This window comes from Helicobacter sp. 219-2, assembly GCF_030053225.1.
Lineage (GTDB): Bacteria > Campylobacterota > Campylobacteria > Campylobacterales > Helicobacteraceae > Helicobacter > Helicobacter pylori_C.
In genome coordinates, this window is record NZ_JASGBS010000001.1 from 1,285,785 (window position 1) to 1,305,802 (window position 20,018).

20 protein-coding genes, 2 tRNA genes and 2 pseudogenes are annotated in these 20,018 nt (G+C 38.3%); 14 read left to right on the forward strand and 10 right to left on the reverse strand.

The window, feature by feature from the left end:
- Positions 1–31 precede the first annotated feature (31 nt).
- Complete coding sequence (locus P6280_RS06205) at positions 32–238, reverse strand: 2-hydroxymuconate tautomerase family protein (protein ID WP_001115888.1); 207 nt, start codon at positions 236–238, stop codon at positions 32–34.
- Positions 239–383: 145 nt separating this feature from the next.
- On the opposite strand from P6280_RS06205, the gene recR reads away from it, so the two are divergent.
- From recR to P6280_RS06260, 11 genes are all read left to right on the forward strand, one after another.
- Positions 384–965, forward strand: a complete 582-nt coding sequence (gene recR, locus P6280_RS06210) for a recombination mediator RecR (protein WP_283237295.1) — start codon at positions 384–386, stop codon at positions 963–965.
- Positions 962–2,107 carry a tRNA pseudouridine(13) synthase TruD gene (gene truD / locus P6280_RS06215; protein ID WP_283237296.1) on the forward strand — a complete coding sequence of 382 codons (1,146 nt, stop codon included), beginning with the start codon at positions 962–964 and terminating at the stop codon, positions 2,105–2,107. The genes recR and truD overlap by 4 nt, the downstream gene beginning before the upstream one ends.
- On the forward strand, positions 2,076–3,026 hold the full coding sequence (gene htpX / locus P6280_RS06220) for a zinc metalloprotease HtpX (RefSeq protein ID WP_283237297.1): 951 nt from the start codon (positions 2,076–2,078) through the stop codon (positions 3,024–3,026). The genes truD and htpX overlap by 32 nt, the downstream gene beginning before the upstream one ends.
- The gene (gene folE / locus P6280_RS06225; RefSeq protein ID WP_029568317.1) at positions 3,027–3,569 is read left to right on the forward strand and encodes a GTP cyclohydrolase I FolE; all 543 of its coding nucleotides are present in this window, start codon (positions 3,027–3,029) and stop codon (positions 3,567–3,569) included.
- A 15-nt stretch (positions 3,570–3,584) separates the two neighbouring features.
- The gene (locus P6280_RS06230) at positions 3,585–4,496 is read left to right on the forward strand and encodes a polyprenyl synthetase family protein (protein ID WP_283237298.1); all 912 of its coding nucleotides are present in this window, start codon (positions 3,585–3,587) and stop codon (positions 4,494–4,496) included.
- Entirely contained in the window at positions 4,493–5,296 is an 804-nt protein-coding gene (surE, locus tag P6280_RS06235) for a 5'/3'-nucleotidase SurE (protein ID WP_000722439.1), read from the forward strand. Before P6280_RS06230 ends, surE begins: the two co-directional genes overlap by 4 nt.
- On the forward strand, positions 5,293–5,952 hold the full coding sequence (locus tag P6280_RS06240) for a hypothetical protein (RefSeq protein ID WP_000041797.1): 660 nt from the start codon (positions 5,293–5,295) through the stop codon (positions 5,950–5,952). Before surE ends, P6280_RS06240 begins: the two co-directional genes overlap by 4 nt.
- Positions 5,953–5,955: 3 nt before the next feature.
- Entirely contained in the window at positions 5,956–6,558 is a 603-nt protein-coding gene (locus P6280_RS06245) for a 6-pyruvoyl trahydropterin synthase family protein (protein ID WP_283237299.1), read from the forward strand.
- The gene (locus P6280_RS06250) at positions 6,555–7,310 is read left to right on the forward strand and encodes a 7-carboxy-7-deazaguanine synthase QueE (RefSeq protein WP_283237300.1); all 756 of its coding nucleotides are present in this window, start codon (positions 6,555–6,557) and stop codon (positions 7,308–7,310) included. The genes P6280_RS06245 and P6280_RS06250 overlap by 4 nt, the downstream gene beginning before the upstream one ends.
- Before the next feature lie 10 nt (positions 7,311–7,320).
- On the forward strand, positions 7,321–7,806 hold the full coding sequence (locus P6280_RS06255; protein ID WP_283237301.1) for a GNAT family N-acetyltransferase: 486 nt from the start codon (positions 7,321–7,323) through the stop codon (positions 7,804–7,806).
- Positions 7,807–8,021: 215 nt separating this feature from the next.
- Positions 8,022–10,001 carry a porin family protein gene (locus tag P6280_RS06260; protein ID WP_283237302.1) on the forward strand — a complete coding sequence of 660 codons (1,980 nt, stop codon included), beginning with the start codon at positions 8,022–8,024 and terminating at the stop codon, positions 9,999–10,001.
- A gap of 134 nt (positions 10,002–10,135) precedes the next feature.
- Here the strand turns inward: P6280_RS06260 and P6280_RS06265 are convergent.
- The 9 genes and pseudogenes from P6280_RS06265 to P6280_RS06305 all read right to left on the reverse strand — a co-directional run bounded on the left by P6280_RS06265 (position 10,136) and on the right by P6280_RS06305 (position 19,098).
- A pseudogene (locus P6280_RS06265) lies at positions 10,136–11,517 on the reverse strand (MFS transporter).
- 263 nt (positions 11,518–11,780) lie between these two features.
- A pseudogene (locus tag P6280_RS06270) lies at positions 11,781–13,109 on the reverse strand (GmrSD restriction endonuclease domain-containing protein).
- Positions 13,087–13,359 (reverse strand): GmrSD restriction endonuclease domain-containing protein, encoded by a 273-nt coding sequence (locus P6280_RS06275; RefSeq protein ID WP_331273351.1) that lies wholly within the window; start codon positions 13,357–13,359, stop codon positions 13,087–13,089. Before P6280_RS06275 ends, P6280_RS06270 begins: the two are co-directional and overlap by 23 nt.
- 28 nt (positions 13,360–13,387) lie before the next feature.
- On the reverse strand, positions 13,388–14,101 hold the full coding sequence (locus tag P6280_RS06280; RefSeq protein WP_283237471.1) for an amino acid ABC transporter permease: 714 nt from the start codon (positions 14,099–14,101) through the stop codon (positions 13,388–13,390).
- Complete coding sequence (locus tag P6280_RS06285) at positions 14,085–14,861, reverse strand: amino acid ABC transporter substrate-binding protein (protein WP_283237303.1); 777 nt, start codon at positions 14,859–14,861, stop codon at positions 14,085–14,087. Before P6280_RS06285 ends, P6280_RS06280 begins: the two co-directional genes overlap by 17 nt.
- 71 nt (positions 14,862–14,932) lie before the next feature.
- Complete coding sequence (alr, locus tag P6280_RS06290) at positions 14,933–16,066, reverse strand: alanine racemase (protein WP_283237304.1); 1,134 nt, start codon at positions 16,064–16,066, stop codon at positions 14,933–14,935.
- 6 nt (positions 16,067–16,072) lie between these two features.
- Complete coding sequence (locus tag P6280_RS06295) at positions 16,073–17,425, reverse strand: alanine/glycine:cation symporter family protein (protein WP_283237305.1); 1,353 nt, start codon at positions 17,423–17,425, stop codon at positions 16,073–16,075.
- Positions 17,426–17,465: 40 nt separating this feature from the next.
- Positions 17,466–18,698 carry an NAD(P)/FAD-dependent oxidoreductase gene (locus P6280_RS06300; RefSeq protein WP_283237306.1) on the reverse strand — a complete coding sequence of 411 codons (1,233 nt, stop codon included), beginning with the start codon at positions 18,696–18,698 and terminating at the stop codon, positions 17,466–17,468.
- Positions 18,699–18,720: 22 nt separating this feature from the next.
- On the reverse strand, positions 18,721–19,098 hold the full coding sequence (locus P6280_RS06305) for a RidA family protein (RefSeq protein ID WP_000665781.1): 378 nt from the start codon (positions 19,096–19,098) through the stop codon (positions 18,721–18,723).
- Positions 19,099–19,416: 318 nt separating this feature from the next.
- On the opposite strand from P6280_RS06305, the gene P6280_RS06310 reads away from it, so the two are divergent.
- From P6280_RS06310 to P6280_RS06320, 3 genes are all read left to right on the forward strand, one after another.
- Positions 19,417–19,491: transfer RNA gene (locus P6280_RS06310), tRNA-Gly, on the forward strand.
- A 31-nt stretch (positions 19,492–19,522) separates the two neighbouring features.
- Positions 19,523–19,822, forward strand: coding sequence for a TRL-like family protein (locus tag P6280_RS06315; RefSeq protein ID WP_025451289.1), 300 nt, complete (start codon positions 19,523–19,525; stop codon positions 19,820–19,822).
- Positions 19,823–19,886: 64 nt separating this feature from the next.
- Positions 19,887–19,973, forward strand: a tRNA-Leu gene (locus P6280_RS06320).
- Positions 19,974–20,018 lie beyond the last annotated feature (45 nt).

Consider the following 20,018-nt stretch of genomic DNA (forward strand, 5'->3'; position numbering starts at 1 on the left):
TATCGCAACCTTTGAGTTTTAAAAACCAAATTTAGTTTTTTTGCCTCAAATGATGGACGCTCTCGCCCCCAAGACCATAATTATTAGAATCCACCTCATCTATAATGACCACAACAGAAGCCTTATTTTTGTTTAACACCTTAACCATCAAATCTGAAACCCCTTCAATCAATTGCTGTTTTTGCTCGTTTGTTGGCCCTCCATTTTCTGGCACAAGTTTGATATTGATAAACGGCATAGTATTCCTTTAATTTGAGATAACGCATTATAGCGCTTTTATTTAAACGCTTTATTAGCGCCTTTCATATCAAACCCTCTTTTAAAAAACCATAAAAGCCCTTTTAGTGGCTTTCAAGTCAAGTTAAGTTTGATATACTAACAAAATGAATACTTATAAAAACAGCTTGAATCACTTTTTAAATTTAGTGGATTGTTTAGAAAAAATCCCCAATGTGGGTAAAAAATCCGCCTTTAAAATGGCGTATCATTTGGGTTTAGAAAACCCCTATCTGGCACTTAGGATCACGCACGCTTTAGAGAACGCCCTAGAAAACCTTAAAACATGTTCATCTTGTAACGCGCTCAGTGAGAGTGAGGTTTGTGAGATTTGCTCTGATGAGAGCAGACAAAATTCTCAGCTTTGCATGGTTTTACACCCAAGAGATGTGTTTATTTTAGAAGATTTAAAGGATTTTTTAGGGCGCTATTATGTGTTAAATTCTATAGAAGAAGTGGATTTTAACGCCCTAGAAAAACGCCTGATTGAAGAAAACATTAAAGAAATCATTTTTGCTTTCCCTCCCACTTTGGCTAATGATTCTCTAATGCTTTATATTGAAGATAAATTACAGCATTTCCAGCTCACTTTCACTAAAATCGCTCAAGGCGTGCCTACTGGAGTGAATTTTGAAAACATTGACTCAGTTTCGCTCTCAAGGGCGTTTAATTCAAGGATCAAAGCATGAATTTAAATTTTATGCCCCTATTGCATGCTTATAACCATGCGAGCATTGATTTTCATTTCAATCCTAGCACTAGGGATTTTTGCGTGCATGAAGTGCCTTTGTATGAATTTAGCAACACAGGCGAACATGCCGTTATCCAAGTGAGAAAAAGCGGTTTAAGCACTTTAGAAATGCTTCAAATTTTTTCTCAAATTCTAGGAGTAAGAATCGCCGAATTGGGTTATGCGGGCTTGAAAGATAAAAACGCGCTGACGACTCAATTCATCTCACTCCCTAAAAAATACGCCCCTTTATTAGAAAAAAATACGCATAATTTACAAGAAAGAAACCTTAAAATCTTGTCTTTGAATTACCACCATAATAAGATCAAATTAGGGCATTTGAAAGGGAATCGCTTTTTTATGCGTTTTAAAAAAATGACCCCCTTAAACGCTCAAAAGACTGAACAGGTTTTAGAACAAATCGCGCAGTTTGGCATGCCTAATTATTTTGGCCCGCAACGCTTTGGGAAGTTCAATGACAACCACCAAGAGGGTTTAAAAATCTTGCAAAATCAAACGAAATTCGCCCACCAAAAATTAAACGCTTTTTTAATTTCAAGCTATCAAAGTTATTTGTTTAACGCGCTTTTAAGCAAACGATTAGAAATCAGTAAAATCATTAGCGCTTTTAGTGTCAAAGAAAATTTAAAATTTTTTAAACAAAAAAATTTAAATATTAATCCAGACACCCTAAAAGCCCTCAAAAACCAAGCCCATCCCTTTAAAATCTTAGAAGGCGATGTGATGTGCCATTACCCTTATGGGAAGTTTTTTGACGCTTTAGAATTAGAAAAAGAGAGCGAAAGGTTTTTGAAAAAAGAAGCTGCGCCTACGGGGTTACTAGACGGCAAAAAAGCTCTTTATGCAAAAAATTTGAGTTTAGAAATTGAAAAAGAATTCCAGCATAATCTTTTAAGTAGCCATGCTAAAACGCTAGGCTCTAGGCGGTTTTTTTGGGTGTTTGCAGAAAATATAACTTCTCAATATGTGAAAGAAAAAGCGCAATTTGAATTGGGATTTTACTTGCCTAAAGGGAGTTATGCGAGCGCGTTGCTCAAAGAAATCAAGCATGAGAAAGGAGAAAATAATGACGAATTTTGAAAAAATTATCGCGCAAAATAGACTCAAAACGAACGCGGTTTTAGCGACTTATTGCGTGATTTTTGCTTTTATTGGGTTGTTGGTGGATGTTATTAGAATTAATGCTAATGATTTAGGAACAGCTCTTTTTAAACTCATGACTTTTCAAATTTTTCCTACGATCACCATCATTATGTTTTTAGTGGCTTTTATTATTATTGTTGTTTGTATCCAAAATTTTAGCTCTATCATGTTAAGCGGTGATGAATACAAGCTTATTGATTCAAGCAAGGTTTTAAGCTCTAAAGAAAATCAAATCCATCGCCTTTTGTTAGAGCTTTTAGAAGAGGCTAAGCTTCATTTTGAGCCTAAGCTTTATATCATTAAAGCCCCTTACATGAACGCTTTTGCGAGCGGGTGGAATGAATCTAACTCCCTTATCGCTCTTACAAGCGCTTTAATAGAGAGGTTGGATAGAGATGAATTAAAAGCCGTGATCGCTCATGAGCTCAGCCACATCAGGCACAATGACATTCGCTTGACCATGTGTGTGGGGATTTTAAGCAATATCATGCTGTTGGTGGCTAATTTTAGCGTGTATTTTTTCATGGGGAATCGCAAGAATAGCGGGGCGAATTTAGCCCGAATGATTTTATTAGTTTTACAGATCATTTTGCCTTTTTTAACGCTCCTTTTGCAAATGTATTTGAGTCGCACACGAGAATACATGGCCGATAGCGGGGCGGCGTTTTTAATGCATGACAATAAGCCCATGATTAGAGCCTTACAAAAAATTTCTAACGATTACAAAGAAAACGATTATAAAGACACAGATACAAATAGCACCCGATCGGCGGCTTATCTTTTTAGCACTGAAATGTTTAGCACCCACCCTAGCATTAAAAATCGTATCCAATCTTTATCAAGGCGTGTCATTTAAATGGAAAATTTTTTCAACCAGTTTTTTGAAAATATCGGCGAAGATAAAAACAGAGAAGGCTTGAAAGAGACACCTAAAAGGGTTCAAGAATTATGGAAATTCTTGTATAAAGGCTATAAAGAAGATCCTAAAGTGGCTTTAAAAAGCGCGTATTTTCAAGGCGTTTGCGATGAAATGATAGTGGCTCAAAACATTGAATTTTACTCCACTTGCGAACACCACTTGCTCCCTTTTTGGGGGAATATCAGTTTAGGATACATCCCTAAAGAAAAGATTGTAGGCATTAGCGCGATCGCTAAACTCATTGAAATTTATAGCAGACGCTTGCAAATCCAAGAAAGGCTGACCACTCAAATTGCCGAAACCTTTGATGAAATCATAGAGCCAAGGGGCGTGATTGTGGTTTGTGAAGCCAAGCATTTGTGCATGAGCATGCAAGGGGTGCAAAAGCAAAATGCGATCATTAAAACAAGCGTTCTAAAAGGCCTCTTTAAAAAAGACCCTAAAACCAGATCTGAATTTATGCAACTCTTAAAATCTTAGGTTATAATTCTACACATGAATAACCCTAATTTATCCTTTTACTATAATGAGTGTGAGCGTTTTGAAAGCTTTTTAAACCACCATCATTTACACCTTGAAAGCTTCCACCCTTATTTGGAAAAAGCCTTTTTTGAAATGGTGCTTAATGGGGGTAAAAGGTTCCGCCCTAAGCTTTTTTTAGCCGTGCTTTGCGCGTTAGTGGGTCAAAAAGATTATCCTAACCAACAAACAGAATATTTTAAAATCGCTTTAAGCATTGAATGCTTGCACACTTATTCGCTCATCCATGACGATTTGCCTTGCATGGATAACGCCTCTTTAAGGAGAAACCACCCCACTTTACACGCTAAATACGATGAAACCACAGCCGTTTTAATCGGCGATGCGCTCAACACTTATTCTTTTGAATTGCTTTCAAACGCTTTACTAGAAAGCCACATCATTGTGGAATTAGTCAAAATCTTAAGCGCTAATGGGGGGATTAAAGGCATGATCTTAGGGCAGGCCTTGGATTGCTATTTTGAGAACACGCCCTTAAATTTAGAGCAGCTCACTTTCTTACACGAGCATAAAACCGCTAAATTGATTAGTGCAAGTCTGATGATGGGGCTTGTTGCGAGCGGTATTAAAGATGAAGAGCTTTTTAAATGGCTTCAGGCTTTTGGGTTAAAAATGGGGCTTTGTTTTCAAGTGCTAGATGATATTATAGATGTTACACAAGATGAAGAAGAAAGCGGTAAAACCACTCATTTAGACAGCGCTAAAAACAGCTTTGTGAATTTATTGGGGTTAGAGGAGGCAAGCGGTTACGCTCAAGCTTTAAAAACAGAGGTTTTAAACGATTTAAACCTGCTAAAACCCGCTTATTCTCTATTGCAAGAAAATTTGAACGCATTATTGAACACTCTATTTAAAGGCAAGACATGAAAAAAATTTTACTCACCAACGATGATGGCTACCATGCAAAAGGCATTAAAGCTTTAGAACAAGCTTTAGAAGAGATGGCAGAAATTTATGTGGTCGCTCCCAAGCATGAAAAAAGCGCATGCTCGCAATGCATCACCATCACTGCACCTTTAAGAGCGGAGAAAATTAAGGGCAAAGAAGGCAGGCATTACAGGATTGATGATGGCACGCCAAGCGATTGCGTGTATTTAGCGATCAATGAGCTTTTTAAGCATGTTTGTTTTGATTTAGTGATTTCAGGGATCAATCTTGGATCTAACATGGGTGAAGACACGATTTATTCTGGAACGGTGGCCGGAGCGATTGAAGGCACCATTCAGGGCGTGCCTTCCATTGCGATTTCTCAAATCCTTTCTAACAAAAACAAAAACACGCCCCTAAATTTTGATCTGGCTCAAAAGATTATCCAGGATTTAGTCCAAAACATTTTCACAAACGGCTACCCTTTAAAAGGGCGCAAACTCTTGAATGTGAATGTCCCTAATTGCTCCTTACAAGAATATAAGGGCGAATGCATCACCCCTAAGGGCTATAGGTTGTATAAAAAAGAAGTGCATAAGCGCACAGACCCCAAAAATGAAAGCTATTTTTGGCTAGGGCTACACCCTTTAGAATGGCAAAAGCGCGAAAATGAAGACAGACTCTCTGATTTTGACGCTATTGCTTCAAACCATGTCTCTATCACGCCTTTAAATTTAGACTTAACCAGTTATGATGATTTGAAAAATTTGGAATCTTGGCATAAGGGAATGTTAAAGTGAGTAAAAATCACCGCTTGGCTTTTTTAGGGCTGATTGTTGGGGTTCTATTCTTCTTTAGCGCATGCCAACACCGCTTGCACATGGGGTATTATTCAGAAGTTACAGGGGATTATTTGTTCAACTATAATTCCACTATCGTGGTGGCTTATGACAGAAGCGATGCGATGACTTCTTATTATATCAATGTGATTGTTTATGAATTGCAAAAATTAGGCTTTTACAATGTCTTCACGCAAGCGGAATTCCCACTGGATAAAGCCAAAAATGTGATCTATGCGCGCATTGTCCGTAACATCTCAGCTGTGCCGTTCTACCAATACAATTACCAACTGATCGATCAAGTCAATAAACCTTGTTATTTTCTTGGGGGGCAGTTTTATTGCTCTCAAACCCCTACCGATTACTACGCTATCAATGGCTTTAGCGAGCAAATTTTAATGAGCGCTAATTCGCATTTTATTTTGGATTGGTATGATGTGGTGCTGCAAAAACGGGTTTTATATGTGGATGGGAGCGTGAGCGGGAGGACTTGTGGCTATCAAATGCTCTATAGGGATTTGATTAAAAGCACGATCAAACGCATTGATTTTAACCGCCCTGAACGCTACTATTATAATTTAAGACTGCCCCTTTATCAGCCATGTTATAGGGAATGAGTAATGGTTATCAGGCGATTGTATCAATTTTGCGCTAGCCATGTGGTGCGCAATTGCTCTTCTTTAAAATGCGCTCAAAATATCCATGGGCATAATTATGAAGTAGAGGTTTTTATTGAAACCAACCACTTAGACAGCGCGAGCATGGCATTAGATTTTGGGCTGATGCAACAAGAAATGCAAGTTTTCATTGAGTCGTTTGATCATGCCCATCATTTTTGGGACAAAGAAAGCGATGAGTTTCAGCGTTTTATAGAAAATCATTGCGTTCGTTATGTGAAATGCTCGTTCAATTTGAGCGCAGAGAGTTACGCTCTCATGTTTTTATACTACCTGACAAGGATTTTACAAAAGAGCGTTTTTTCCAATAACGAAGGGGAGTTAAAAATCTCTAGCGTGCGCGTGCATGAGACTAAAAACGGCTATGCGGAGAGCTTTTTAAAAGATTTAGAAAACCCACACTTTAAATCTTTAGTGCATCAAAATTGCGTCTCTTTCTCGCAAGGCATTCAAAAATTGTGGCATGATAAGGATTTTTTCAATAAAATCATTAGCGATGAAAAACAATGCTTTTTCCACGCTAAACCCTTACACCAGATCCCATGAAACTCCCGGTCGTTGAGAGCTTTTTTTCCTTACAAGGTGAAGGAAAAAGGATAGGCAAACCCAGTCTTTTTTTACGCTTAGGGGGGTGTAACCTTTCGTGTAAGGGCTTTAATTGTAAGACCATATTGCATGATGAAATCCTAACAGGTTGTGATAGCTTGTATGCGGTGCATCCTAAATTCAAAGAAACTTGGGATTATTACCATGAGCCTAAATCTTTGATTGAACGATTAGAGGATTTAGCCCCTAATTATAAACATTTTGATTTCATTCTTACAGGCGGGGAGCCAAGTTTGTATTTTAATAACCCTATTTTAATCAGCGTTTTAGAGCATTTTTATCACAAAAAAATCCCTTTATTTGTGGAGAGTAACGGCTCTATTTTTTTTGAATTTAGCCCTATTTTAAAAGAATTGCATTTCACTCTGAGCGTCAAACTCTCTTTTTCTTTAGAGGAAGAAAGCAAGCGAATCAACCTTAAGGCCTTACAAAATATCTTAAATAACGCTAAAAGCACGCATTTTAAATTTGTTTTAGAGAGCAAAAACGCCGCTCAATCTATCATAGAAATTCAAAATCTTTTGAAACAACTTTCATTAAAAAATAATGAAATCTTTTTAATGCCCTTAGGCGCAACGAGTAAGGAATTAGACAAAAACCTCAAAACCCTAGCTCCCCTAGCCCTAGAGCATGGTTTTAACCTTAGCGACAGGCTCCATATCCGCTTGTGGGACAATCAAAAAGGGTTTTAAAAAGTTAATCATGACCATCAAAGTTTTTTCGCCCAAATACCCTACTGAATTGGAAGAATTTTATGCTGAGCGTATCGCTGATAACCCTTTAGGGTTTATCCAACGCTTGGATCTTTTGCCTAGCATTAGCGGGTTCGTTCAAAAATTGTGCGAGCATGGCGGGGAATTTTTTGAAATGAGAGAGGGTAACAAGCTCATTGGGATCTGTGGGCTTAATCGTATCAATGAAACAGAAGCAGAGCTGTGTAAATTCCACATAAATAGCGCTTATCAATCCCAAGGGTTGGGTCAAAAACTCTATGAGAGCGTGGAGCGATACGCTTTCATTAAAGGCTATACTAAAATCTCTTTGCATGTGAGCAAGAGTCAAATCAAGGCATGCAACCTCTATCAAAAGCTGGGTTTTATGCCAACCAAAGAAGAGGATTGCGTGGTGGATTTGGGCGAAGAGACTTTGATTTTCCCTACTCTTTTTATGGAAAAGATTTTATCTTGATTGGCGCATCCATTTGACACACGCCTTTTAACTACCAAACTTTCATTAACATAGCCTAATTAATGATAAATAAACTATAAAACAAACGCTTGTTGTTAAAATTTTGTTTTAATATGAAACACTAATCCCTTGTAAAAACTTTAATTTTCAAAAAATAAACAAACCATCCCCTTAAATTGTATAATAAAGACACTATAAACTAAAAAGAGATAACCATGAGAAAACTATTCATCCCACTTTTATTATTCAGCGCTTTAGAAGCGAATGAGAAAAATGGCTTTTTCATAGAAGCCGGGTTTGAAACCGGGCTATTAGAAGGCACGCAAACGCAAGAAAAAAGACACACCACCACAAAAAACACTTACGCGACTTATAATTATTTACCCACAGACACGATTTTAAAAAGAGCGGCTAATTTGTTCACAGACGCTAAATCCATATCACAATTAAAATTCTCATCTTTATCCCCTGTTAGAGTGTTATATATGTATAATGGTCAATTAACTATAGAAAACTTCTTGCCCTATAATTTAAATAATGTTAAGCTTAGCTTTACAGACGCTCAAGGCAATGTAATCGATCTAGGGGTGATAGAGACTATCCCCAAACATTCTAAGATTGTTTTACCTGGGGAGGCGTTTGATGGTCTAAAAATTGACCCCTATACTTTATTTCTTCCAAAGATTGAAGCCACCAGCACTTCTATTTCTGACGCTAACACGCAAAGGGTGTTTGAAACGCTCAATAAGATTAAGACAAATTTAATCGTAAATTATAGGAATGAAAACAAATTTGAAGGTCACCAAAATCATTGGGAAGCCTTTACCCCACAAACCGCAGAGGAATTCACTAATTTGATGTTGAACATGATCGCTGTCTTAGACTCCCAATCTTGGGGCGATGCGATTTTAAACGCTCCTTTTGAGTTCACTAATAAAGGCGGAGAGGAATGCGATACTAGTAAAGAGAATGAATGCGTAAATCCCGGGACAAACGGGCGCGTCAATTCTAAAGTCGATCAAAAATATGTGTTAAACAAACAAGACATTGTCAATAAATTTAGAAACAAAGCGGATCTTGATGTCGTTGTTTTAAAGGATTCAGGGGTTGTAGGGCTTGGGAGTGATATTACCCCTAGCAACAATGATGATGGTAAGCATTATGGTCAATTGGGGGTAGTAGCTTCTGCATTAGATCCTAAAAAACTCTTTGGTAATGACCTTAAGACTATCAAGTTAGAGGATTTAAGAACCATCTTGCATGAATTCAGCCACACCAAAGGCTACACCCATAACGGGAACATGACTTATCAAAGAGTGCCGGTGATGAAAGATGGTCAAGTGGAAAAGGATAATAATGGCAAACCAAAAGATTCTGATGGCCTCCCCTATAATGTGTGCTCTCGCTTCAATGGTTCAGGTCAGAGCGCTTTCCCTAGCAACTACCCTAATTCCATCTATCACAATTGCGCGGATGTCCCAGCTGGCTTTTTAGGGGTAACAGCAGCGGTTTGGCAGCAGCTTATTAATCAAAACGCTTTACCCATAGATTACGCTAATTTGAGTAGTCAAATAAACTACAATCTAAACGCTAGTTTGAACACGCAAGATTTAGCCAATTCCATGCTCAGCACCATTCAAAAAACCTTTGTAACTTCTAGCGTTACTAACCACTATTTTTCAAGTGCTTCGCAAAATTTTAGAAGCCCTATTTTAGGGGTTAATGCTAAAATAGGCTATCAAAACTACTTTAATGATTTCATAGGATTAGCTTATTATGGCATCATCAAATACAATTACGCTAAAGCCGCTAACCAAAAAGTCCAGCAACTGAGCTATGGTGGGGGGATAGATTTATTGGTGGATTTCATCACCACTTACTCCAATAAAAATAGCCCTATAGACATTCAAACCAGAAGGAATTTTTCATCATCTTTTGGTATCTTTGGTGGGTTAAGGGGCTTGTATAACAGCTATTATGTGCTCAATAAAGTCAAAGGAAGCGGCAATTTAGATGTGGCTACTGGATTGAACTACCGCTATAAGCATTCTAAATATTCTGTAGGGATTAGCATTCCTTTAATCCAAAGAAAAGCCAGCATCGTTTCTAGCGATGGCGATTATACGAACTCTTTTGTTTTTAATGAAGGGGCTAGCCATTTTAAGGTGTTTTTTAATTACGGGTGGGTGTTTTAAAACGCTAAAATATTAAAGAGCTTAATCAAACGATGATTTCATTGTGATGCGTGGGGTTAAGATTTCATCACCACCAAATCCACCAACGCTATCGGCTAAGTTTTGATTAAATCACTCAAAGGTTGGCGCTTCTTTCATGTTATGGGCGGCACTTCGTGTTGGGTGTTAGATTTGTTGTAAATTGGCGCCATTAAAAGCGATACGATAAAAGCGATTAAAGCAACCACAACAATATAAAAGCTTAAACCATAACTTTGCAAACTTTCAGGTGCTGCTATAGCTTTTGCATTTAACCAGCTTGAAAGTTGAGGGGTAAAGCCAGCGGTTATAGCATAGGCTATGTTATAAGCGAAAGAGATCCCGCTAAAACGGATTCTAGCGCTAAACACATCGCTCATAAAAATGGGGCAAAAATTCATAATACCCGCACAAAAGCAAGCTAAAAAGTATAAAACTATGGTATTCACTAAACTTGGCGCGTTAGAATAAAATTCTTTAAAAAATAAAAAGCCAAAAAAAGCAAAGACCGCGCTAAAAGCCATGCAAACTTTGTGTGGTTTGATTTTATCGGCCAAAAGCCCGGTTAAAATAATAGAACTTACAATGCCTACAAGCCCTAAAATTTGAAAATAGGTTTTTTCAAAAGGAGTGAAATTAAAATTGGGATGCATGAGGGTAAAATTTGGAACAAAAAGGATAAAAATCAAAATACAAGCGGTTAAAACCCAAGTGATAAGCATGGAGATTAATATGCCAAAGCGAGAATTTTTAAACACCTCTTTAAGCGGGAATTTAACTAAGGCATTGTCTTGCTTCATTTGCTGAAAAACAGGAGTTTCTTCTAAAAAGCGTCTCAAATAGACAGAAATGATACCAAAAATCCCTCCAAGCCCAAAAGCAACCCGCCAAGCCCAATCTTCAACAACAGGCTTGTCAAAAACCATATAAATCCCCATATAAACCAAACTCCCAAGCAAAATCCCAGAAACTACAGAAGCGCTTAAAAAGCCAATATAAGTGTTTTTTTGGCCTTGCGGAGCATGTTCATGGACAAAAACCCAAGCGCCAGGCAATTCACCACCCACAGCAACGCCTTGAGAGATCCTAACAAATATCAAAAAAACAGGAGCTATGTAACCAAGATAATGAGCGTTTTTTGGGCAAGTCCCATGCTATTAATGCCAAAACTCACAAAATGATTAAAAGTTGGCATCAAAGCTAGCGCAAAGGTTGGGATTACCATCAATAAAATAGAGAGCATGAACATGTTTTTACGGCCGAATTTATCCCCAAAGTGGGCCATCACTATGCCGCCAAGCGGGCGCGCTAGATAACCTGCAGCAAAGATACCATAAGTGTTGATTTCAGACCAAATAGGGCTGAGCGTGTTGGGGAAAAAGTGTTTGGCAATGATACTCGTAAAAAATACAAAGATGATAAAATCATAAAACTCTAAAGTCCCTCCAAGCGAAGATAATCCTAAGGTCCTTATCTCTTTTTTGCCTAAATGTTTTATTGATTATCCTTTCACTAAGGCTATCGCCCTATTTTAAATTTTTCATTTTGAAACTAATATGGATAAGATTAATTTATAACTACCTTACACCCTAACGGCATTTTTTAGATAACAAGCATTAAATGAAATCTTAATTAGCGCTCAAAAAGTGAGTCATTTTATCTTTTTTATCATTAAGCATCACTTAAAAGGATTTAAATTTTGTTTTATCCGTTTTGTCAAAACGCTTACCTAAATTATATCAGCCACGAAAACACCCCCTATTAAGACTGGGGCAATAACACTTCTTTTAATCTTTTGATGATAGCTTCTTCTCTTTTCTTACGAAATTCCTTTATATTTTCCCATTCTAATTTTAGGGTAGGGTCAATATAATTTCTTTTTTTATATTCTTCTATGGCTTGCTCATTTTTATATTCTTCTTTGAGTCACACTTCAGGGTCTTTATCCTTTTTGGCGCTGTTTTCTGTGCCTTCTAAAAGCTGGAGGTTGTATAAATGATTCCCACACTCATAGAAATCTTTATCCAATTTTTCATTTTCCTTTTTAAACTTGGACTTTGGATAAATATGGTCTATATGAAAAGTGGTGGTTTTATAGTTCAAGTTGGGGTATAAGATTTGCAAAACAGGAAAGACTTTAGCAAGGCTATTAAAAAACACCATGCCTTCTATAGCATCATTAGTGATTTTTAAAGGGTTTGTTTGGTGTTTGGCTAAATTGTGGTTGAATGCTTCAAAAGTGCGAGCTTCTTTGATGCTATGAGATATGATACTTAATTTTGCATCCGTTGATCCACCAAAATAACCCATGATTTGAGCGTTGCGGACAAATTTTAGGGCTTGTTCTTCATCGTTTTTATCCATTTTTTGTTTTAAAAAATAAAAATAGGCTAAACTGGATAGAATATAAGCTGAACCTAGATGGCCGGCATAACCAAAAGTTTCTAATAGTTTTGCAGCGTTATAGATGCTTTCTGTAATTTTTTCCCAATTTTCTTCAATCTCTTTGACATTATTTTTATTAAAATTTTTTAATTCAAAAGTAGTGTCTTTACCAATGAGAAGCAAGCAAGTTTTTAGCACCTGGTCTTGCTCCACATTTGGAAAGCCTTTGTCTTTTAAAGCATCCACTAACTCGTTCATTTTTTCTCTAATATCGCTTGAAAAGCTTGCTGTCAAAATGGACATCAATAAATCTGAATAGCTTAACTTCTCCCCACCGCTATTGACACGGATAAAGATATTTAAAACTTTATCAAGATTTTTTTCTTTTTCTTCAAAAAATGAGATGAGTTGTTTGGTGTGAAAAGCGTCTTTTAGCTTTTCTAGTAAATTCAATGCATTACCTTCTATGCCATGATCTTTTGCATAATTCCAAACACTTTCCAACTCTAAAATATCCCCCACCTTAAACCAAAAATGATTTTCATCATTTGCAGGCGCTTTGGCATAAAATTCAAATTGGTAATTGTCTTCTGGATTGTCCATGTTTGGCTGGTGCTTCAAGTTCAAATACAAACGCTTCTCTTCATAAGCGTTGGGGTTATCGTATCTAGCCCCCTTTTTCTTAAGCGTTGCCTTTAAGCCCAATATAAAGCGAGGTTAAGCGCTGTTGGCCATCTAGGACAATAGACAAATCATCACGACTGATTTGTTCAATATAGATTTTTTCATTGTGAGGCTTTCGCTCATCGTAATTTGTAATGAATTGATAGAGTTGGAAATTGAGTTTATTCTCGTCTTGTTCGTCGCTCTTGGCTATATCTTCCTTTTGTAATTTCCAAAATAAAAAAGAGCCAATAGGATAGCCCCTAAGAACGGAGTCAAAAAGTTGCTCTATCTTTTTTCATCGGCTTTTTTGAGCCAACTTAATTTAAGATTTTTTCCACGCGCTTTTGGATCACTTCTAAAACCAAGCAAAAAAGCCAGTAAATCAAAGCGGCTTCCAAGTAAATAGGCAAAAAATCATAGCTGGCGTTCGCTTTTTGCTGCGCGATTCTAAAAACCTCTGCGATAGTTACTACAGAAGCTAAAGAAGTTTCTTTAAAAAGGCTGATGAAGGTGTTACTTAGGCTTGGCGTGGCGACTTTGAGTGCTTGAAAAAAGATGACATGCCAAAAGGTTTGCAAGTAATTCAAACCCAAACTCAAGCTTGAATCCCATTGATCTTTAGGGACAGAAAGAAAGCTCGCCCTTAAAGTCTCTGAAGCGTATGCCCCCACATTAAAAGAAAACGCAATAATGCCTGCCGGGATTGGATCAATATAAACCCCAAGGGCGGGCAAACCATAAAACACCACCACGATTTGGACCAATAAAGGCGTGCCTCTAATGAGCGAAACATAGAAATTCACGCCCGCTAATAAAGCCTTATGAATGAAACGTTTAGGGGGTGCGATTTTAATGAGGGCCACAAAAACCGCAATGAATAAGCCCAAAATAAAAGAAATGATCGCTAAAGGCAAAGAAATGCAAAAAGCGGCTTTTAGCATGGGGTAGAAAGCCTCTAATAGTAATTCCAAACGCTCCTTGCTCAAATCTAAAGATTCAAAAAACAAAGACAGATTATGGCTGGCTGACATCTTTTCCAAAAAATTGTTCGCCTAAGCGTTTTAAAACCCCTTTATCTATCAATCTTTGCATCGCCTGGTTGATAAGCTCTAAGGCTTTTTCTTGGTGCTTGTTGATGACAAAGGAAGCGCCCCCATCTTTTTCTTTGGACTCCCATGCGATTTTAAAGGGGTTGTTTTTGTGGGTGTTTAGGTAGTTTAAGATCGCTAAAGAACTATTTAAGGTCAAATCGGCTCGTTTTTGCGCCACCAACAACAAAGCTTGCACCATAGAATCCACGGAAACGATTTCAGCGTCGTATTTGAAAGCGATTTCCCCATAAGTGGAGCTTAAAGTGTTAGCCGCTCTTAAACCCTTAATGTCTTTGATGTCTTTAATGCGGTTTTCATCTTTTCTAACTAGCATGATCGTGCCTGAATAGCTATAGGGCAAGCTTTTATCAAAAGTCGCTTGGCGTTTTTTAGTCGTCAAACTCACTTGATTAGCGACCATATCAAAACGCCCCGATTTCAAGCCTGTAAGCATAATATCCCATGAAGTTTCGTGGAATTTGATTTTCACGCCAAGCTCTTTAGCCAACTCCCTAGCCACTTCCACATCATAGCCGGTGAGCTTGCCTTCTTTATTATGGTAAGTGAAAGGGGGGTAAATGCCTTCTGTGCCAACGCTGATCGTTTCTTTATTAATCAGCTTTTCATACAAGCCAGAAGCGTTCAAAAAACCCAAAAAAAAGCCTATTACCAATAAAAAGAGAAATAAAACTTTTTTCATTTTTTAATCAATCCTACATTTTTATTTTTCGCGCATTCTAGCGCAAAATAAAGATTTTGCATGGTTTGATTTTAAATATAGACGCGCTCCAAGCGTTTGGATAGGGTGCTGATGGTTTCATAAGCAATGGTGTTTAAAAGTGCAGCGATTTCGCTTGCGTCATTAGCCTTAGCGCTTTTATCCCCAAACAAGATGACCTCATCGCCCTCTTTGGCTTGAATATTATTGAGCTTGACAAAGCACTGATCCATGCACACCTTGCCAATAAGGGGGGCTAATTGATTATTGATCGCTACTTGAATGCGATTGCCTAAAGCGCGCATTAACCCGTCCGCATACCCTAGAGCTAAAACACCCACTAAAGTCTCTTCATTGGTATAAAAATGCTCGCCATAGCCAATAAATTCGCCTTTTTTAACGCTTCTGATTTGAACGATTCGGGCTTTTAAACTGATAACATTTTTTAAGATGGTTGGGCATGATTCTTTCATTCCATTAGAGGGGTAAAAACCATAGAGCATGATGCCTGGGCGATAGAGGTTTAACAAACGATTTTCATTCCCGTTACACAAAGAAAGGATACCGGCGGAATTGTAGGCATGGCGGTATTGAAACTCTATTTTTTGATCCAAAAGCTGCTCTAAAAAAGCGTTAAAGGCTTTCATTTGGTTTTTAGCATGGGTTTTAATCTTAGCATCAGCGTTGCTTAAATGCGTAAATATCCCTTCCACTTCCAAGCCCTTTAAAGCACGGATTTTTTTAATGGTTTCTATGCTTTTAAAATTAGGCTCTAAACCCAAGCGGTGCATGCCGGTATCAATTTTGAGATGGATTTTTAAGCGTTTTTGAGATTTTAAAGCCATTTGAGAAAAAACTTCCGCTTGTTCAAGGCTAAAAACCATAGCGCTCAAATCGTTATCAATCAGCATGGAAGCGTTAGAATTAGGGCTATAGCCTAAAACCAAAATGGGGGTTTTAGGGAAATGAGAGCGCAACTCTAAAGCTTCATCTAAGGCCGCTACCCCTAAATAATTAGCCCCTTCTTGTAAGAAAATTTCGCTCGCTTTAATGGCGCCTGCCCCATAAGCGTTCGCCTTGACAACCGCCATGATGTGGGCGTCTTTAGGGACAATGCTTTTGACTGTGCTAAAATTATGCCTTAAAGAAGCGCTATTCACTTCTACAAAACTCGCCCTTTTTAACATGCTGTCTTACTTGTTAGAATGCTTGCTAAAATACCAGTGCGTTTCTGAAGAAACCACCTTATGCAACAAAATCAAAGCGATCAAATTAGGGATAGTCATAAGCCCGTTAGAAAGATCCGCTAAATTCCACACAAAATCAATTTTAGCCATAGCCCCCACCATCACACTCGCTAAAAAGATCAAGCGGTAATATTTCACTTTTTTTTCACCAAAGGCGTATTCAGTGCATTTTTCCCCATAATAAGCCCAACCAATAATCGTAGAGTAGGCAAAAAAGATCATGGTTGTAAAAATCACCACCGTCCCTAATGAGCCTAGAAAATACTCCGTGCTTTTTAGAGTGAGCAAATTAGCGCTTAATTTTTCCCCATTAGGGAGCAAGGTGTTGTATTCTGGCGCCATTAAAATCACGCTCGCTGTTGCCGAACACACTATTAAAGTTACAATAAAAGTTTGGAGCATGGACACTAAGGCTTGGCGCACCGGGTGGTGCGTTTGAGCACTTGCAGCAATAATGGCTGAGCTTCCTAACCCCGCTTCATTAGAATACAACCCCCTAGCCACGCCCGTTTTTATCATCGTCGCTACCAACGCGCCGCTCGCTCCGCCCACAACGGGTTTAGGGTTAAAGGCTTCTTCAAAAATGAGTTTGATCGCTTGAATGGCTAAATCAAAATGGCTAGCAATAATATAAATAATAGCGATCAAATACAAAAGCACCATCACAGGAGCCAAGTAAGAAGTGAATTTGCCAATGGATTTAATCCCCCCAATGACAATGAAAGCGGTTAAAATCGTGAGCAACAAGCCTGAAACCCAACCGGGCAAACTCGCTTGTTCGCTCAAAATGGAAGAAACCGCATTAGATTGCGTCATGTTACCGGTGCCAATGCTTGCAATAATCGTAAAAATCGCAAACGCCATGGCGAGTTTGGGCATGTTAAGACCGTTTTTGATGTAATACATAGGCCCTCCGTTGTATCCAAACGCCCCCTTTTCCCTGTATTTCACCGCTAAAATCCCCTCAGAATACTTAGTCGCCATGCCAACAAGCCCAGTAACCCACATCCAAAACACCGCACCTGGCCCTGCAATGCTGATAGCGGTCGCTACGCCTACGATACTCCCAATGCCTACAGTCGCTCCTAAAGAGAGCATGAGAGCGGAAAATTGCGAAATGTCGCCCTTAGATTGGGACTCTTTGTCAAAAAGGATTTTGATCGCATAAAAAATCTTACTGAATTGCAAACCCCTAAGATAGAAGGTTAAAAACAAGCCGGTGCCTACTAATAAAATTTGCATGGGAATCCCCCACACAAAATTAGATAACAAACGCACCACCGAATCAATCGTTTCCATAAAAACTCCTTAATAAACTAGGGTTTAAAAAAGAAATTCCTTAATCCCTAAAAAATGCAGAAAAAAGCATAACATCGGCATTTTTTTCATTCGCTCCGTCTTGGCTTAAATCGGCGATGATTTTACCAATGGCCGGACCAAAAGTGATACCAAGCCACCCCAATCCTGTCGCATGGATTAAGTTTTTATAGCGTTTGTCAAACCCTAAATAAGGAATATCATTAGGGGTTAAGGGTCTAAAACCACACCACTCTATAGCGTCTTTCATTTCAAAAGGCTGCGTGAAAGCGGCTAAATTCTTTTTCATGTTAGCGATTTGCTCTTTATCAATGAGAGCGTTGTTGGTGTTTAATTCTAATTTAGAGGTGATTCTAACGGTGTCTCTTCGTGGGGTCATTGCCATGAAAATATCCGCAAATAAAGAAGAGGTTTTGGGCTTTAATTCTTCAGGCATTTTAAAGGTGATGCTATAACCTTTAGCCCCCATCATTAAAAAATCGTTCTTGGTTTTTTTAATGAGAGCGGGGTTAGCCCCGGTGGCTAGAATGATTTTTTCTGCTTGGATTTTTTCCTTATACGTGATAACGCCATCAATAAGGTTATTTTTAAACTCAAAATCGATCACTTCTTCATTATAAAGAAACTCCACGCCTGCGTTTTGTAAATATTCTTGCAAAGAGCGCATCACTTCGCCCGGATCCACATGCGCGTTTTCGGTTAAAAGCACGCTCCCGCAGATATTGTCATTAACAATAGGCATGTATTCTTTGGTCTCTTTCACATTCAAAATCTTATAAGCACCGCTGTTATCGCAAGTTTTAATCTTTTTTTCAAAACTTTCTTCTAAAGTGTAGATCATTAAAAGCCCATCTTCCTTATACCAAAAGTCCATGCCATCTTTTAGCATTTGATGGTATATATCAACACTCAGCCACCCGTAGCGTTCAAACAACGCCATGGTGCGGTGCGTGGATTTGGCGTTCGCGCTTTTCATAAACTTTAAAATCCATTGATAAAGCTTTAAATTAAGCCCAAAATGGAATTTTAAAGGGGCTTGGTTTTTGAGCATGAGTTTTAGAGTGTCTAACACCACACCAGGGCATGAGAGCGGGGCTTTTTTAAACGCAGAAATAAGCCCGGCATTCCCAAAAGAAGTGCCGTTTGCACCATCGCTTTTTTCAATCACGCAAACCTTATGCCCTAATTTATGCATAGAATACGCACAAGAAAGCCCTACAATCCCACCACCTATTACTACGACTTCTTTTTTCATGCTGATAATCCCTTTAACAAGATTACTTAATGGCTATCGCTTCAATTTCTACTAAAGCGTCTTTAGGCAGTTTAGCCACTTGAAAGGTCGCTCTGGCCGGATAAGGCTCTTTAAAATAACTCCCATAGATTTCATTCACCACCGAAAAATCGTCTAAACTTTTCAATAAAATAGTCGTTTTAACCACGCTATCCATCCCTAACCCTGCTTCTTTTAAAATCGCTTTGATATTTTCCATTGATTGCGTGGTTTGAGAATGAATATCTGTGCCTTTAAATTCGCCGGTGCTCGCATCAATACCTAATTGCCCAGAGATAAAAACAAGATCGTTAGTAGCGATAGCTTGAGAATAAGGACCTATCGCTTTTGGGGCTAGCGTTGAATGAATGACTTCTTTCATGATTGAAACTCCTATAATTATGTGTTATGACAGCTATTATTATGCAATCAAATTAAAAAGAAATAAAAAATGAGCGCAAAACGCTTTGAATTTTCATCTTCATTATAAGGTATTGTATATTTTTTACCCATATTTAGCAACTCTTAAACGGGTTTTGTTTGAATTTATGGCTTATTTTACAAAGCATTTTTATAGACACTGCCTAAAAGAGAGCAGATCCACAATCTGTTTTTAAAAGAGAATTGAAAATTTTAACAAAACCTTGACTTTTATTATTGAGTTTAGATACAATAACAATCGTCTTTTTGAATAAAGAGTGCGGGAATAGCTCAGTGGTAGAGCACGACCTTGCCAAGGTCGGGGCCGCGGGTTCGATCCCCGTTTCCCGCTCCATAACTTAATTAGTATTTAAGAGGATTTAAGATTGCGTTTGAAGTTAGCTAGTGCATGCTTGGGCGTTTTGATGAGTGGTTGTGCATCTTATCAACCAACTGGTGCTCTTATCACCATGGTAACGATGCCAGTTTCTGGGAATGATGCACAATACTCCAAAGAAGGGCGTGCGAGTTGTTGGAGTTTTTTTAGTCTTGTGGCTACCGGCAATTGTTCGGTAGAAAAAGCAGCTAAAAGTGGCGGTGTTACCAAGATTAAAATGGTGAGCCGTGAGACAAACAACTTTTTAGGTATTGTTGGCAAATACACCACGATCGTTCAAGGCGACTAGTTTTAATATTTAGAGAGCGTAGTTGAATCATCCTTCGTTCCACTCTAGGCTTAAAGCCTGAATTGCCCAGGTGGTGGAATTGGTAGACACAAGGGACTTAAAATCCCTCGGTAGCAATACCGTGCCGGTTCAAGTCCGGCTTTGGGCACCATCATTGCAAATTAAACCAAATTAAACATGGTTTGATTTTGTTATC